Origin of the sequence: Amycolatopsis sp. NBC_01286 (assembly GCF_035982555.1) — a bacterium.
In the GTDB taxonomy this organism is placed as follows: domain Bacteria; phylum Actinomycetota; class Actinomycetes; order Mycobacteriales; family Pseudonocardiaceae; genus Amycolatopsis.
Genome location: NZ_CP108428.1, coordinates 10,415,904 through 10,428,317 on the forward strand (window position 1 = coordinate 10,415,904; position 12,414 = coordinate 10,428,317).

General features: G+C 71.1%; 14 protein-coding genes. 8 read left to right on the forward strand and 6 right to left on the reverse strand.

Annotated features, from left to right (window positions below):
- The first annotated feature begins 42 nt into the window (after positions 1-42).
- Entirely contained in the window at positions 43-483 is a 441-nt protein-coding gene (locus OG570_RS46960) for a PTS sugar transporter subunit IIA (RefSeq protein WP_326954985.1), read from the forward strand.
- A 48-nt stretch (positions 484-531) separates the two neighbouring features.
- Complete coding sequence (locus OG570_RS46965; protein ID WP_326947462.1) at positions 532-1,470, forward strand: TAXI family TRAP transporter solute-binding subunit; 939 nt, start codon at positions 532-534, stop codon at positions 1,468-1,470.
- Positions 1,471-1,475: 5 nt separating this feature from the next.
- Here the strand turns inward: OG570_RS46965 and OG570_RS46970 are convergent, their stop codons facing one another.
- Entirely contained in the window at positions 1,476-2,873 is a 1,398-nt protein-coding gene (locus OG570_RS46970) for a sensor histidine kinase (RefSeq protein WP_326954986.1), read from the reverse strand.
- A 3-nt stretch (positions 2,874-2,876) separates the two neighbouring features.
- Positions 2,877-3,554, reverse strand: a complete 678-nt coding sequence (locus tag OG570_RS46975) for a response regulator transcription factor (RefSeq protein ID WP_247063026.1) — start codon at positions 3,552-3,554, stop codon at positions 2,877-2,879.
- Positions 3,555-3,859: 305 nt separating this feature from the next.
- On the opposite strand from OG570_RS46975, the gene OG570_RS46980 reads away from it, so the two are divergent.
- From OG570_RS46980 to OG570_RS47000, 5 genes are all read left to right on the forward strand, one after another.
- Positions 3,860-4,588 (forward strand): amino acid ABC transporter ATP-binding protein, encoded by a 729-nt coding sequence (locus tag OG570_RS46980; RefSeq protein ID WP_247064103.1) that lies wholly within the window; start codon positions 3,860-3,862, stop codon positions 4,586-4,588.
- Between the two features lie 67 nt (positions 4,589-4,655).
- A complete protein-coding gene (locus OG570_RS46985; protein WP_326947460.1) occupies positions 4,656-5,510 on the forward strand; it encodes a glutamate ABC transporter substrate-binding protein in 855 nt (284 codons plus the stop codon).
- 74 nt (positions 5,511-5,584) lie between these two features.
- Entirely contained in the window at positions 5,585-6,271 is a 687-nt protein-coding gene (locus OG570_RS46990; RefSeq protein ID WP_247063020.1) for an amino acid ABC transporter permease, read from the forward strand.
- Positions 6,268-7,170, forward strand: a complete 903-nt coding sequence (locus OG570_RS46995; RefSeq protein WP_247063018.1) for an amino acid ABC transporter permease — start codon at positions 6,268-6,270, stop codon at positions 7,168-7,170. The genes OG570_RS46990 and OG570_RS46995 overlap by 4 nt, the downstream gene beginning before the upstream one ends.
- A gap of 117 nt (positions 7,171-7,287) precedes the next feature.
- Complete coding sequence (locus OG570_RS47000) at positions 7,288-8,025, forward strand: SDR family NAD(P)-dependent oxidoreductase (protein WP_326954987.1); 738 nt, start codon at positions 7,288-7,290, stop codon at positions 8,023-8,025.
- 67 nt (positions 8,026-8,092) lie between these two features.
- On the opposite strand, the gene OG570_RS47005 is transcribed toward OG570_RS47000, so the two are convergent.
- A complete protein-coding gene (locus tag OG570_RS47005) occupies positions 8,093-8,773 on the reverse strand; it encodes a YoaK family protein (protein WP_326954988.1) in 681 nt (226 codons plus the stop codon).
- Positions 8,766-9,707, reverse strand: coding sequence for a DUF4037 domain-containing protein (locus OG570_RS47010; protein WP_326954989.1), 942 nt, complete (start codon positions 9,705-9,707; stop codon positions 8,766-8,768). The genes OG570_RS47005 and OG570_RS47010 overlap by 8 nt, the downstream gene beginning before the upstream one ends.
- A 171-nt stretch (positions 9,708-9,878) precedes the next feature.
- Here OG570_RS47010 and OG570_RS47015 point away from each other — a divergent pair, with 171 nt between their 5' ends.
- A complete protein-coding gene (locus tag OG570_RS47015; protein WP_326947455.1) occupies positions 9,879-10,730 on the forward strand; it encodes a helix-turn-helix domain-containing protein in 852 nt (283 codons plus the stop codon).
- A gap of 28 nt (positions 10,731-10,758) precedes the next feature.
- Here OG570_RS47015 and OG570_RS47020 read toward each other — a convergent pair whose 3' ends face one another.
- Positions 10,759-11,877: an amidohydrolase family protein gene (locus OG570_RS47020; RefSeq protein ID WP_326954990.1), complete on the reverse strand. Its 1,119-nt coding sequence runs from the start codon at positions 11,875-11,877 to the stop codon at positions 10,759-10,761.
- Positions 11,874-12,404, reverse strand: coding sequence for a GNAT family N-acetyltransferase (locus OG570_RS47025; RefSeq protein ID WP_326954991.1), 531 nt, complete (start codon positions 12,402-12,404; stop codon positions 11,874-11,876). Before OG570_RS47025 ends, OG570_RS47020 begins: the two co-directional genes overlap by 4 nt.
- Positions 12,405-12,414: the final 10 nt, after the last annotated feature.

Genomic DNA, 12,414 nt, shown 5'->3' on the forward strand with positions numbered 1-12,414 from the left:
CATCCCGCAGAGAGCGCCGAAGAACGCCGAGGAAAGACGAAAATGATGAGCACGCGGCAATCCGCACTGACCGTCCACGCCGTACACCTCGACGTGAAAGTGGCCTCACGCTGGGAAGCCGTGGCTCACCTGGGCGCCGAGCTCGAACGGACCGGCGCCGCCCACACCGGGTACGCCGACTCCCTCGTCGCGCGCGAACGCCGCTTTTCCACCTATCTCGGACACGGGATCGCCGTCCCTCACGCACTGCACACACACGACTACCTGGCCACCGGTGAAGGAATTGTGTTCGCCCGCTTCGCCACGCCCATTCCTTGGGACGACGAAGAGGTTTCGATCGCCGTCGCCGTCGCCGCTCCGGCGAGCGCCCAAGTGGAAATCCTCTGCCGGCTGACGGCCACGTTCCTCAACCCCGGGCACCTCGACACGCTCGCCACGTCGGCCGACCCCACGGCGATCGCGCGGATCCTGCAGCACACCTGATCCCGGCTTCGGGCGTGCGCGGGCCACGGCGTCTGGCACGATCAGGCCGTGGCCCGGACCCGGCGAAAACGCGCGCTCGCGATGGCGGCCGCCCTGCTCACGTTCGCCGCGCTGCTGACCGGGTGCTCCTCCGGCTTCGCCGGCCTCCGGCTGCGGATCGCCGCCGGCAACCCGGGCGGCGTCTACGACACGCTCGCGCAGACCCTCGCCACCGCCTGGCAGTCCGGCCTGGACATCGAGCGGCCGCAGGTGCTGCAGACCCAGGGCTCCCCCGACAACGTCGCCAAGGTCCTGTCGGGCGCCGCCGACGTCGGGTTCGTCGCCGCCGACGTCGCGGCCGACACCTACAAGAAGAACCCGGGGCTGCGGACGCTCGCCCGGATCCACGACGACTACCTGCACATCGTCGTGCGCACCGACTCCGCCATCCACTCCGTCACCGACCTGCGTGGCAAGCGGATCGCGATCGGCTTGCCCGCGTCCGGCGTCGAGTACATCGCCAGCCGGCTGCTGCAGGCCGCCGAGCTGAACGGCTCGGTCAGCACAACGACCACACGCGGGCTCGAGGACTCGGTCAAGGCGCTGCTGACCGGCGACGTCGACGCCTTCTTCTGGTCCGGCGGGCTGCCGACGCCGTTGATCGCCGGCCAGAACGACACGAAGTCGCTGCGCCTGCTCGACATCGCCGACCAGATGCCGCGGATGCAGACCCTCAACCAGGTGTACGGGACCGCGTCCATCCCGGCGAGCATGTACAACCAGGACGGCCCGGTCACGACGCTGCTGGTGCCGAACTTCCTGGTGGTGCCGGCCGCGATGTCCGACGACGTCGCCGAGGCACTGGTCCGCGGCCTGTTCGACGCCCGCGCGGAGCTCGCGCGGGCCAATCCGGCGGCACTCTCGATCGACGTCCACCCGGGCATCGAGACGCAGCCGATCCCGCTGCACCCCGGCGCGCTCCGGTACTACCGCGCGCAGAAGGACTGACGCGCTCAGACCGCCGGGAACGTCATGGTGATCCGCAGGCCGCCGCCCTCGGGCAGGTCGAGGGCCAGATTCCCGTAGGAGTGCGCGACGATCTCGCTGACGATCGCCAGGCCGAGCCCCGAACCCGGCACGTTCTGGTGCGCGCTGCTGCGCCAGAACCGGTCGAGCGCCCGGTCGAGCTCGTCGGGCCGCAGGCCGGGGCCGTGGTCGCGGACCGCCAGCCGGACCTCGTCGCCCTCGCGGGTGACGCCGATCCGGATCTCGGTGCCGGCGGCGGTGAACTTCAGCGCGTTGTCCAGCAGCGCGTCCAGGATCGTCTCGGCGCCGCGCGGGGGCATCCGCACCCGGACGCCGTCGCCGGAGACGTCCACCACGAGCCGCACGTCGCGCGCTTCGCCGACCACCGACCAGTCCGCGACGCGCTCGGCGACGGCCTCGCCGAGGTCGAGCGGGTCCAGCTCGCCACCGGAGGCCTCGGCGCGGGCCATCGACAGCAGGCCGTCGAGGATCTGGTGCAGCCGGCCGGCGTCGATCCGGGCGGCTTCGAGGTCCGCGGCCGCGGCCTCGTCGCCGACGTGGCCTTCGAGGTTGCCGAGCCGGATCTTGAGCGCGGTGAGCGGGTTGCGCAGCTGGTGCGACGCGTCGGCGACGAACACCCGCTGCGCCTCCAGCGCACCGGACACGCTCTCGGCCATCCGGTCGAAGGAGCGCCCGAGCTGCCGCAGCTCCGGCGGCCCGCCGCCCTCCCCCACCGGCTCGGCCGCCCGCCCGCCGACCACGGACGCGACCAGCGCGCCGGTCGCGTCGTCGAGCCGCTTCACCGGGCGCAGGATCCACCGGACCACCGGGATCGCCACCGCCAGGGCCAGCACGAACGCGAGCACCCCGCCCGCGGCCAGCAGCAGGAACCACCACAGCACGTCGGTGCGGGAGACGGTGGTGTCCGAGACCGTCACCACCGCGCCCCGCACCTCGCCGTCGGCCAGCACGGGTTCGGCCAGCACCAGCGGGTCGGTGTTCCACGGCAGCAGCATCCCGCCGGGCTGCGACCGGCGGCCGGCGAGCGCCTCGTGGACCGGGCCGGTGATCCGCGCGGTCTTGAGGTCGATCCGGGCGGCGCCGGAGCCGAGCGAGGAGCCGACCACGGTGCCGTCCTGGTTGAACACGACCACCTGCACGCCGTACACCTCGGTGTAGCGGCGCAGGTCGGGGTCGATCAGCTGGGGCTTGTTGTCCAGCAGCGGGCGTTGCGCGAGCGAGGCGAACCGCGCGGTGTCGGTCAGCCGGTCGAGGAACAGGTCCTGCTGGGCGCCCGCGGCGATCGTCGCGGCGAGCGGGATGCCGAGGCCGAACACGAGCAACGCCACCAGCGTCAGCACGATGCCCTGCAGCCGGACGCGCACCCGTCAGCTCCGGGCGGCCTGGCCGCCGAGGCGGTAGCCGACCCCGCGCACCGTCTCGATCAGCGCCGGGCGGCCGAGCTTGGTCCGCAGCGTCGCGACGTGGACGTCGAGCGACCGGCTCTCGGCCGGCCCGCGGTGCCCCCACACCTCGGTGAGCACGTGCTCGCGCGAGCAGACGTTGCCGCGCGCGCCCGCCACCAGGGCGAGCACCTGGAACTCCTTGCGGGACAACGCGATCGCCTGCCCGTCCACCAGCACCTCGTGCCGGGACAGGTCGACGCTGACGTCCCCGGCCCGGATCACCACCGGCTCGGCGGACCCGCCGTGCTCGCCGCGGCGGCGGCGCACCGCCTCGACCCGGGCCATCAGCTCTTCGACGTCGTAGGGCTTGACGAGGTAGTCGTCGGCGCCCGCGCGCAGGCCCTGGATCCGGTCGTCGACCTCGCCGCGGGCCGAGACCACGATGATCGCGACGTCGCTGACCGCGCGGATCTGGCGGCACAGCGTCACGCCGTCGATGTCCGGCAGGCCGAGGTCGAGCAGGACGACGTCGACCTCGTGCACCCGCTCCAGCACCCCGGCGCCGGACGCGAGCCGGGCGATCGCCAGGCCGCGCCGGGTCAGCGCCGGGATGAGCGCACCCGCGACCCGGTCGTCGTCCTCCACCAGCAGCACCCGCACCCGTCCACCCTCCGCGTGACCGGCTTCACCCCAGCCGGTAGCGAAGAACTCTAGGACGTCGCCGCGGCGACCGCACCGGACACCCGGATGGTGACTCTCCGTGAGTTCGACTCGACGGAAGTCACGAAGGCATCAATACTCGCCAAAAGGACATCGATACCCACTTGAAACCCTAAGTATTGGTCAAGCGGCCTTGCCAACCCGGAGGGCGGCGGTAGGTTTCCGCCATCGCGTGGTGACCCACACCCACTTGCCGGTACGAAAACAGCTCTGGAGGCCAGATGACCGCGGAGGTGGCGGCGCCGATGATCAAGGCGTCCGCCGTGAACAAGTACTTCGGCGACCTGCACGTGCTCAGGGAGATCACGCTCGAGGTGCCTCGCGGCCAGGTCGTGGTGGTGCTGGGCCCCTCGGGGTCCGGCAAGTCGACGCTCTGCCGGGCCATCAACCGGCTCGAGCCCATCAACTCGGGCGAGATCGCCGTCGACGGCACGCCGCTGCCGGCGGAGGGCAAGGCGCTGGCCGCCCTGCGCGCCGACGTCGGCATGGTGTTCCAGTCGTTCAACCTGTTCGCGCACAAGACCATCGTCGAGAACGTGATGCTGGCGCCGACGAAGGTCCGCAAGGCCTCGAAGGACGAAGCCCGCAAGACGGCGATGGAGCTGCTGGAGCGCGTCGGGATCGCCAACCAGGCGGACAAGTACCCGGCGCAGCTCTCGGGTGGCCAGCAGCAGCGCGTCGCCATCGCGCGGGCGCTGGCGATGCGGCCGAAGGTCATGCTGTTCGACGAGCCGACCTCGGCCCTGGACCCGGAGATGGTCCAGGAGGTCCTGGACGTCATGACGGGCCTGGCCAAGGACGGCATGACCATGCTGGTCGTCACCCACGAGATGGGCTTCGCCCGCCGGGCAGCCGATCGGGTGATCTTCATGGCCGACGGCGAAATCGTCGAGGACACGACGCCGGAGGAGTTCTTCACCGCGCCCAAGAGCGAGCGCGCGAAGGACTTCCTCGGCAAGATCCTGACCCACTGACAAACCCCACTGAGCACTTTTCCTCCGGCCATCGCCGGACGAGATTCGGAAGGAAACCTGAGAGACGATGCGGTTGAGTCGAGTTCTGCAGACGGGTGCGGTCGTCATGGCCGCCGGTCTGGCCCTGACGGCCTGCGGCGGCGGGTCCGGCAGCAGCGGCGCGAGCGGCGACAAGAACCTGGTCCAGCGGGCCAAGGACAACAAGAAGCTGACCATCGGCATCAAGTTCGACCAGCCGGGCCTCGGCCTGAAGAAGCCGGACGGCTCCTACGCCGGCTTCGACGTCGACGTCGCGAAGTACATCGCGAAGCAGCTCGGCGTGGAAGAGTCGGGGATCACCTGGAAGGAAGCGCAGTCCGCGCAGCGCGAGGACCTGATCAAGAAGGGTGAGGTCGACTTCATCGTCGCCACCTACTCGATCACCGACAAGCGCAAGAACGACGTCTCCTTCGGCGGCCCGTACTTCATCGCGCACCAGGACTTGCTGGTGCGGACGGACAACACCGACATCACCGGCCCCGACTCGCTGACCGGCAACAAGAAGCTCTGCTCGGTCAAGGGCTCGACCCCGGCCCAGAACGTGAAGACGAAGTACGCCAAGGAGGTGCAGCTGCAGGAGGTGGGCAAGTACACCGACTGCGTGACCTCGCTCCTGAACGGCAGCGTCGACGCGATGACCACCGACGACGTCATCCTCGCCGGTTACGCCGCGCAGCAGCCCGGCAAGCTGAAGCTGGTCGGCAAGGGCTTCACCGACGAGAACTACGGCGTCGGCCTGAAGAAGGACGACGCCGACGGCAAGGCCGCCGTCAACAAGGCGATCCAGGCCATGGAGCAGGACGGGTCCTGGGAGAAGTCCCTGCAGGCCAACGTCGGCCCGTCGGGCTACAAGATCCCGGCCGTGCCGGCGATCGCGCCCTGACCCGCATCCGAAGTTGAACGGTGCGCCGCGAGCCGCGGCGCACCGTTCCCGTTCCGAGGCCAGGTTGGACAACAGTGTTCGATTTCCTCAACAATCCTGACTACAACCTCGTCGACGCGTTCTGGACGACGATCCAGCTGACGTTCTTCTCGGCGATCGGCGCGCTGATCTGGGGCACGATCCTGGTGGGCATGCGGGTCAGCCCGGTGCCGATCATGCGCGGGTTCGCCACGGTGTACGTCAACATCTTCCGGAACACCCCGCTGACGGTGATCATCATCTTCACCTCGCTGGGTCTTTCGTCCACCCTCGGCATCAACCTGGCTGCGTCCGACTCGCCCACCTCGCTGGCCGACAACGCGTTCCGGCTGGCCGTGCTGGGCTTCATCGTCTACACCGCGACCTTCGTGTGCGAATCGCTGCGCTCGGGCATCAACACCGTCCCGGTCGGCCAGGCCGAGGCGGCGCGCGCCCTCGGGCTCAACTTCGTGCAGGTGCTGGGCCTGATCGTGCTGCCCCAGGCGTTCCGCGCGGTCATCGCGCCGCTGGCGAACGTCCTGATCGCGCTGCTGAAGAACACCACGGTCGCCTCGGTGATCGGCGTCGCGGAGGCGTCGCTGCTGATGTCGACGATGGTGGAGAACGAGTCCGACTCCCTGTTCTACGTCTTCATCCTGTTCGCACTGGTGTTCGTCGCGCTGGTACTGCCACTCGGCCTGCTGCTCGGCTGGGTCGCCAAGAAAGCCGAGGTCAAGCGATGAGCACGCAGGCCGTCCTCTACGACGCCCCCGGCCCGAAGGCCCGCACCCGCAACTGGCTCTACTCGGTGCTGTTCGTGCTGATCCTGCTGGCCGTGGCGTACTTCGTCTACGACCGCTTCGCCGAGAAGGGCCAGTGGGCGGGTGCCCTCTGGAAGCCGTTCGTCGAAGGGTCGACCTGGACCCAGTTCCTGCTGCCGGGCCTGGTGAAGACCCTCGAAGCGGCCGGGCTGTCCATCGTGATCGCGCTGCCGATCGGCGCCCTGCTGGGCATCGGCCGGCTGTCCGAGCACAAGTGGGTGCGGATCCCGGTCGGCGCCGTGGTCGAGTTCTTCCGGGCCATCCCGGTGCTGCTGCTGATGGTGTTCGGGGCGTCGCTGTACGCCTACTACACCGACATCAGCCCGGACACCCGCCCGCTGTTCGCCGCGGTCACCGGCCTGGTGCTCTACAACGGCTCGGTGATGGCGGAGGTGTTCCGGGCCGGGATCCTGTCGCTGCCGAAGGGGCAGACGGAGGCGTCGTCGGCGCTGGGCCTGCGCAAGACCCAGACGATGGTCAGCGTCCTGCTCCCCCAGGCCGTCACGCTGATGCTCCCGGCGCTGGTCAGCCAGCTGGTGGTCATCCTCAAGGACACGGCGCTGGCCGGCCAGCTGACGATCGGCTACGACGAGCTGATCCGCGGCTCGGGACCGATCACCGGCAACTTCAACAACACGATCCCGACGCTGATCGTCATCGCGCTCATCTTCATCGCGCTCAACCTGCTCCTCTCGTGGTTCGCCTCGTGGCTGGAGCGGAAGCTGTCGCGCCGGAAGAAGGCCCCGCGGGGCGCGAAGCCGATGGAGGGGCCGCCGTCCGTCGTGACGGCGACCGACTTCAACACCGGCCGCTCGCTCTGACGTCGGATCACCGGAAGCGGGTGGGTGCGCGGTTGCGCACCCACCCGCTTTTCGTTTCCCCCGATCGGCTGAGCCGGAGGGTTGTCGTACCCGGGGGTCTCCCCTAGCGTCGGGCGCATGGGTGTCGCACTGGTGACCGGAAGTTCCCGTGGCCTCGGCCGGGTGATCGCGCGGCGCCTGGCCCGCGACGGGTTCGCGGTGGCGGTGAACGCGCCGCACGACGACCCCGACCTGGAGACCGCCGCCGAGGAGGTCCTCGCCGCGGGCGGCAAGGCCGCCGCGTTCGCCGCGGACGTCACCGACCGGCGTCAGGTCGGCGAGCTGATCGACGCGGTGACGGCGCTGCTGGGCCCGATCGAGGTCCTGGTCCTCAACGCGACCGGCCCGCAGCCGGACGGCCTGGTGTCCGAAGTGGACTGGCCGGATCACCTGGCCGAGCTGGACTTCTTCGTGCGCTCGCCGGTGCTGCTCGGCCACGCGGTGCTGCCCGGGATGCGCTCCCGCGGCCACGGCCGGATCGTGCACATCGATTCGGAGCAGGCGGACAAGGCACCGGTCGGCCGCTCGGCGTACGCGACGGCGAAGGCGGCCCAGGTCGGCCTGGCCCGCGCGTGGGCCCGCGAACTCGCACCGGACGGCATCACGGTCAACACGGTGGCCCCGGGCTTCGTCCCGGTGGAACGCCACGCGAACGTCCCGGAAGCCGAGCGCGAGACCTACCGCGCCTCGGTCCCGGCGGGCCGCCTGGGCAAGCCGGAGGACGTGGCGGCCGCGGTGAGCTTCTTCGCCTCGAAGGAGGCGAGCTTCATCACGGGCCAGCGCCTCCGGGTCGACGGCGGCCGCGCCCTCGGCTGACCGGCCGCGGTCTCGCGGTGCGTGGACCGCGAGCGCACCCGCTTTCGCCGCCCGGCAAGGCGGTTCATCACCGGTCGGCGGTGGTCCTGGTACGCGGCCGGTCGAGCTGCAGTGCCGTCAGCACGGCGAGGACCAGCACCAGGGCCAGCGTCAGCGCCGCCCACATCGCGACGTGCAGCTGCAGCATCCCGCCCGCGAAGGCGCCCGCCAGCATCGCCGCCACGGCGACCACCTTCCGCAGCGGGTGCGCACCGTCGCCGCCCGCGGCCTTGGAGTCCGCCGCGAAGCCCGTCAGCGTCATCGTCAGCACCGTGGTCGTCAGGTCGGGGGCGCCGATGCGGCGGACCGCCGCGTTCTGCAGGCCCATCGCCACGCCCAGCACCACGATCAGCAGCTCGCTGCCCAGCCGCGTGCCGCTGCCCAGGGTCGCCGACAGCACGACCGCCACAGCAACCAGCAGCGCCTGGACCGCGGTCGCCTTCCGCAGCGCGCCGTGGTCCTCCTCGACGCGCGCCAGCCGGCCGCCGGCGAGGGCGCCCGCCAGGAACGCCGCGACCGCCGTCAGCGACGCCACCACCGACAACGTCGTCTCGCCCGCCGCCGCGAACCCGAGGAACACGACGTTGCCGGTCATGTTCGCCACGAACACGCGGCCCAGCCCGAGGAAGCTGACCGCGTCGACCACCCCGGTCACGACGGTCAGCGTCAGCAGCAGCACCGCCAGGTCGCGCGGTTTCGTCTCAGCCATCCGGGCAGTCAACCACCCGGCGCGTGAACGCGCGGTCGCCGAGCGCGTCGGTGCTGTCGACGAACTGGTCGATCGCCCCGGCGGGTGACGCCGTCCCGGCGTACAGCGCCGCGGCGAACCGCTCGGCGTGGATCACCCGGAACGGCCGGTCGTGGAACGCGCTCGCCCGCGGCTCCAGCGGCTCGGTGAGCCCGAGGGCGTTGTGCGCCTCGGCGACGGTCTCGAACGCCGTCACGAGGTGCCGTTCCCGCTCCCGCCAAGTCGTCGAGGCGAGGGCCGCGGTCAACGACGGCGTGAGCGTCCCGGCGACCGGCAGCCGCGCGAAGGCGCTGCCGAGCCACTTGCTGTACGGCGGGTACCGGCGCGCCATCAGCAGGCACAGCCGCATCAGGTCCCGCACGAGCCGTGCCGCGACGACGGCCGAGCCCAGCTCGTCCCCGACCTCCCCGCACCGCCCGGCGAACGGCTCCTCCTGCTCGATCCGCCGCCACTGGCACGCGAGGACGTACCGCCAGACGTCGTCCGGGTACCAGGCGACGTTGCGGCGCAGCACTTCCAGCCCGAGGTCGTCGTGGAACACCGTGCCGCCGGTGAACTCGGCGAAGACCTGCGTCGGGGTGGCGAGCCAGTCACGCCGCTGCGGCCGGCGCGGGTCGAAGCCGAGCACGCCGCGCGGCCAGTCGTCGAGCGTCGCGACGATCAGCTTCGCCGGGTGACCGAGGAACGTCTCCGGCACCCGGACCTCGCGGACGCGCGGCAGGAACAGCTGGACGCGCGCGGTCCAGTCGTGGTCGGCCGAGCGTTCCGTGTCGAAGCCGAGGACCTCGGAACCGGGGCCGAGCAACGCGGCGCTGTGCGGCTCGCCGGTGAGCAGCGGACGCACTACGCCGCCGTAGAAGCGGCGCGCGAGTTCGATTCCGGAAATGAACGTCATACGGCCATTCTGGCTTACTAACGTGCGAAGCGCGCTTCATTATGCGAAGCTGCTTCGCAGCGCTTCGCGGGCTAAACCCGTTGTCACACAGGCAGAACACCCCACATCCCTTCCGGTGAATCCTCGCGCGGCACGCGGCATTTTGTCGGTGGTTGCCTTTAGCGTGCGAGCATGACCGAAAAGAGCACGGTGCGCACACGGGAGATGGGCATCGAGTTGAAGACCCAGCGCGAAGCGAAGCAGATGTCGCTGCGCGAGCTGGCCCGGCGCGCGGACTGGTCTGCGTCGAAGGTGTCCGGCTGGGAGAACGGCCGCCGCATCTCCCCGATCGACGCGGCGATCTACCTGGCCAACTGCGGAACCAAGGCCCCGGAACGGAACAGGTTGCTGGAACTGACAAAACCCCCGAGCGACCTCTACTGGGTGCGGCCGTACTTCAGCGCGCTCGTCGATCCCGCGAAGTCCCTCATCGTCCAGGAGAACCTGGCGACCCGGGTGATCTCGAACAGCCCGACGGCCCTGCCCGGCATGCTCCAGACCGAGGACTACGTCCGCACCCTCTACGAGATGTCCGGCCGGTACACCACGGACCGGCTCCAGCTCCTGATCCAGGCGAGAATGGACCGGCAACGGCTGCTGCAGCGGACGAACCCGCCGGACTGCCTGTACTTCGTCTACGAACACACCCTGCGCTCGATCGTGCGCGATCCGGCGCTGATGCACGAACAGCTGCAGTCCCTCGTGCTCGCCACCAACCTGCCCCACTGCACCATCCGCGTCGTGCCCGCCTCGGCGCCGCCCTACCACCTGGTCGGCAGCCGGTTCACGATCATGGAGTTCGCCGAACACCCCGCCGTGGCCTACGAGGAAACCTTCGCCGCGGGGCTGTTCGTCGACGACCGGGTCGCGGTCGAGGCCTTCTACGTCCTGCGCACCCGCCTGGAGCAAGTGGCGTTGTCCGAACGGGACTCGCGCGATTTCCTGATCCGCCTGACCGAGGAGTTCGAACTCATGACGGACTGAACCCACCCCCGCCCACGCCCCCTCCCCGTCATTCCCTTGTGCTGACGGCCTTTCCGTCGTGCCAGACCGCCCGGACCCGACCCGGCAGGTCGGTCACGTCGAGGTCCGTGCCGTCGAGCAGCACCAGGTCGGCCCGCAGGCCCGGCTCGACACGGCCGCGGTCGTCGTCGAGGCGCAACAGCCTCGCCGCTTCGCTGGTGGCCGCCTTCAGGGCCGCCGCGTCGCCGAGGACCGCGGCCAGCAACCGCAGCTCGGTCGTCAAGTCGACATGGGGGCGTGGGGCGAGGTCCGAGCCCGCGGCGATCCGGACACCCGCCTCGGCGGCGAGGCGCACCGACCTCCGGTGGTCCGCGGCGAACTCGCTGTCGTCGATCGGCGCCAGCGTCGGCACGAACCAGGCGTTCCCCAGCGCCGCAACGGCTTCGTCGTCCAGGAAGGTGCCGTGCTCGACGCTCCGCACCCCCGCGCGGGCCGCCGAGACCACGGCGGCGGACGTGTGCGCGTGGGCCATGGCGTCCCGCCCGCACCGGCGGGCCTCGTCGACCAGCGCGACGAGCTCCTCGTCGGTCGGGCGGACGTCCACGCCCGCGCGGACCGCCCGCATCGCCCCGCTCGCCCCCACCTTGATCCAGTCCGCCCCGGCGCGCACCATCCGGCGGACTGCCGCGCGCGCCGCGTCCGGCCCGTCGAACAGCGGGTCCGGCAGCGACGGGTCACCGAAGCGGTCGACGGCGCCGGCGGGCGGCTCCCAGCTGTCCCCGAGGCCGCCGGTCGGGCCGAGCTGGCGCAGGCTGACCAGCAGGTCCGGCCCGGTGATCCAGCCTTCGCGCAAGGCGTGCCTGAGGCCGGCGTCGGCACCCCAGGCGTCACGGACGGTGGTGATCCCGCGCGCGAGCAGCTTCCGCAGCACCGGCACGGCTTCGAGCACCCGGGCGCTGCGCGGCAACGGCTCCGGCCGCGGGAACGCGACGTGCGCGTGGCAGTCGATGAGCCCGGGAATCAGCAGCCCGCCCGCGCAGTCGACGCGCCCGGCACCGTCGAGCCCGGGGCCGACCTCGGTGATCCGGTCGCCGTCGAGCCGGACGTCCGCGCGGGTCGTCTCACCGGTTTCGGGGTCGAGCACCCGCGCGCCGGCGAGCAGCGTCACGCCAGTTCCTTGCGGTAGACGAGAAAGTCGCACGGCGTGGCCAGCGACGACGCGAGGTGCGGGTAGTCCTCGGCGAGGTCGGCGCGGTGGGTCACGCGGTAACCGAGCCGGTCGTACCACTCGGCGAGGAACTGCTTCGACGGGTGCGTCCACTCGCGCGGCACGAGCAGCTCCAGCTGCATCTCGCGACAGCCCGCATCCCGGCTCGCCTGCTCCGCGAACCGCACCAGCTCCCGGCCGACGCCGGCGCCCCGCCGGGCCGGATCGGCGGCGAGCATCCCGAACTCGCCGGTGTGGTCGTCGAGCCGCCGGAGGCGCACGGAACCGGCGAGGTCGCCCTCGACCCGCGCGACGGCGATCTCCCCGGCGCGCACGAACCCGGCCACCTCGCCGGTGGACGTCCGGTCGGTGCTCCCCCGCCACAGGCCCTTCTCGGACTCGGCGTAGACCTGGTTGACCAGCGCGGTGATCCGGTCGATCAGCGGCCGGTCCTCCGCCGCGGACGTCGGCAGCAGTGCGATCTCCATGGCCTCAGCC

What these genes read in the sequence shown, in the direction of transcription:
- OG570_RS47005 (WP_326954988.1), bottom strand. Translation starts at nt 8,773, where the DNA reads ATGGCTGAGACGAAACCGCGCGACCTGGCGGTGCTGCTGCTGACGCTG.
- OG570_RS47000 (WP_326954987.1), top strand. Translation starts at nt 7,288, where the DNA reads ATGGGTGTCGCACTGGTGACCGGAAGTTCCCGTGGCCTCGGCCGGGTG.
- OG570_RS47015 (WP_326947455.1), top strand. Translation starts at nt 9,879, where the DNA reads ATGACCGAAAAGAGCACGGTGCGCACACGGGAGATGGGCATCGAGTTG.
- OG570_RS46985 (WP_326947460.1), top strand. Translation starts at nt 4,656, where the DNA reads ATGCGGTTGAGTCGAGTTCTGCAGACGGGTGCGGTCGTCATGGCCGCC.
- OG570_RS47025 (WP_326954991.1), bottom strand. Translation starts at nt 12,404, where the DNA reads ATGGAGATCGCACTGCTGCCGACGTCCGCGGCGGAGGACCGGCCGCTG.
- OG570_RS46980 (WP_247064103.1), top strand. Translation starts at nt 3,860, where the DNA reads ATGATCAAGGCGTCCGCCGTGAACAAGTACTTCGGCGACCTGCACGTG.
- OG570_RS47010 (WP_326954989.1), bottom strand. Translation starts at nt 9,707, where the DNA reads ATGACGTTCATTTCCGGAATCGAACTCGCGCGCCGCTTCTACGGCGGC.
- OG570_RS46960 (WP_326954985.1), top strand. Translation starts at nt 43, where the DNA reads ATGATGAGCACGCGGCAATCCGCACTGACCGTCCACGCCGTACACCTC.
- OG570_RS46995 (WP_247063018.1), top strand. Translation starts at nt 6,268, where the DNA reads ATGAGCACGCAGGCCGTCCTCTACGACGCCCCCGGCCCGAAGGCCCGC.